This window comes from Paenibacillus whitsoniae (assembly GCF_003955665.1).
Lineage (GTDB): Bacteria > Bacillota > Bacilli > Paenibacillales > NBRC-103111 > Paenibacillus_E > Paenibacillus_E whitsoniae.
Window position 1 is genome coordinate 1 of sequence record NZ_RXHU01000108.1, and the last position, 1692, is coordinate 1692.

A 1692-nucleotide genomic window follows, 5' to 3' on the forward strand; every position below is an offset into this window, starting at 1 on the left:
AAAAATAAAGCCGATCTTCCGATTTCTGAGCTCCGCGAGACCGTTGTCTGACATTTTTTCCGTTGCTACGCCGTCCAGTACATAGCTGCCTGACGTCGGATTATCGAGCAGGCCGATCGTATTCATCAAGGTCGATTTACCGGAGCCGCTGGGCCCGATAATCGCCACAAAATCACTCTCCGCAATGTGCAGCGTAATTCCGCGCAAAATCTGCAACTCCTCCGCACCACGCGTATAGCTTTTCGTGATATCCGTGAGTTCAATAATGTTTCTCATCGCATTAGCTCCTTTCCGAGCGAGGCTGCTCGCCGCCCGTTCTGCGCCGCTTCAGGCAGCGCTGCCGCCGCCTATTGTCTGCGCGTCGTGGCGCCTGTTCCGCCGCCTGTGTTGCCACCTGCGTTGCCGCCACCGCCTCCGAAGTTGCCCCCGCCGCCTTGGAAACCAGCGCCGCCTCCGAAGCCGCCGGCCGGGAATGCTCCACCGCCCGGGAACCCTTGCTGCTGCTGACCGTTCGTCGTTGTTGTTCGCCGCTGAGGTGTCACGACTTCTTCGCCTTCCGTCAAGCCGCTAACGACCTCGACCTGCGTCTTGCTGCGAATGCCGACCTTGATTTCACGCTCTTCGGTCGTGCCGTCCGCTTTTTTCACCGTCACGGTTGTCTTGCCTTTCGATGTCGTCACAACCTGGATCGGAAGAGTGAGAATATCCCTTTTATCCTGAATGTAGATTTCAGCCGTTGCCGTCATCGCATATTTCAAATCGTTTTCCGTCGTATTCGGGATTGATACTACGGCATCGTACGTCGTTACGCCATTGGAAGTCGTACCCACGTTGGACACCGATGTCACTTCGCCCGTAAACGATTTGCCCGAAATCGCGTCGACTTTCACCGTCGCCTTTTGCCCGACTTTAATGCTCGTCAGATCGAGCTCGTCGACCGCAATGGCCAGCTGCATCGTGCTCAGGCTTGCAACTGCGCCAAGCGTCGTATTTGCAGTGATTTGCGCGCCAACCGGGTAATTCCGCAGCACATTGTTTTTACTATTGGCAAAATCCGCCGAGAACACGCCGTCAAAAGGCGCCTTGATCGTCAGTTGGTCGACCTTTTGCTGGGCGTCGTCCACCTTGATTTTTTGGGAGTCGATTTGCGCCTGTTTGGCGTTTATATTCGACTGCAAGTCGTCATTGAACAGCGTCGCAATCAGATCGCCAGCCTTGACGGTATCGCCGTCTTTGAACTTCATGCTTTTGACCGTGCCGCTCGCATCCGCAAAAACCGGCGACGTCTTTACATAATCCAGCGCCCCCTGATCAGAAGACTCCACCTTGCTTGCTCCGCTGCCGATAGCGCCCTTCACTTTCAGCCCTGCCGACAAGGTTCCGTCGTTCTCGACCAGCACATCGACCATCACGACTTTGTTACCATTCGCGTCCGCTGTAATTTCACGGCCGATCGATTGGACTTTGCCGACCTTGGAGAGCAAGTAGCTGTCTACGCTAAGCTCGACCGGGTCGCCGCTTTTGAGCTGAACCGCCTCCTGCAAGGCAAACGGCAGCTTCACTTTAAATTGAGAAGTATCGGAAACCGTACCGATTTTCGTCGTTTTGTTCACTTGGCTGCCGACATCGAGGTTGCCGGAGAGCGTCAGCTTGCCGGAGATCGGTGCCGACACGGTCATGTGCCCTTGTTCG

The 1692-nt window shown here is 55.5% G+C and carries 2 protein-coding genes; both read right to left on the reverse strand.

The features are described 5' to 3' along the window. The coding region (locus tag EJQ19_RS28490; RefSeq protein ID WP_126144625.1) for an ATP-binding cassette domain-containing protein at positions 1-276 on the reverse strand (276 nt) is incomplete at its 3' end. Positions 277-347: 71 nt separating this feature from the next. Then, positions 348-1692 (reverse strand): efflux RND transporter periplasmic adaptor subunit (locus tag EJQ19_RS28495; RefSeq protein ID WP_126144626.1); only part of this gene is annotated, 1345 nt, incomplete at its 5' end.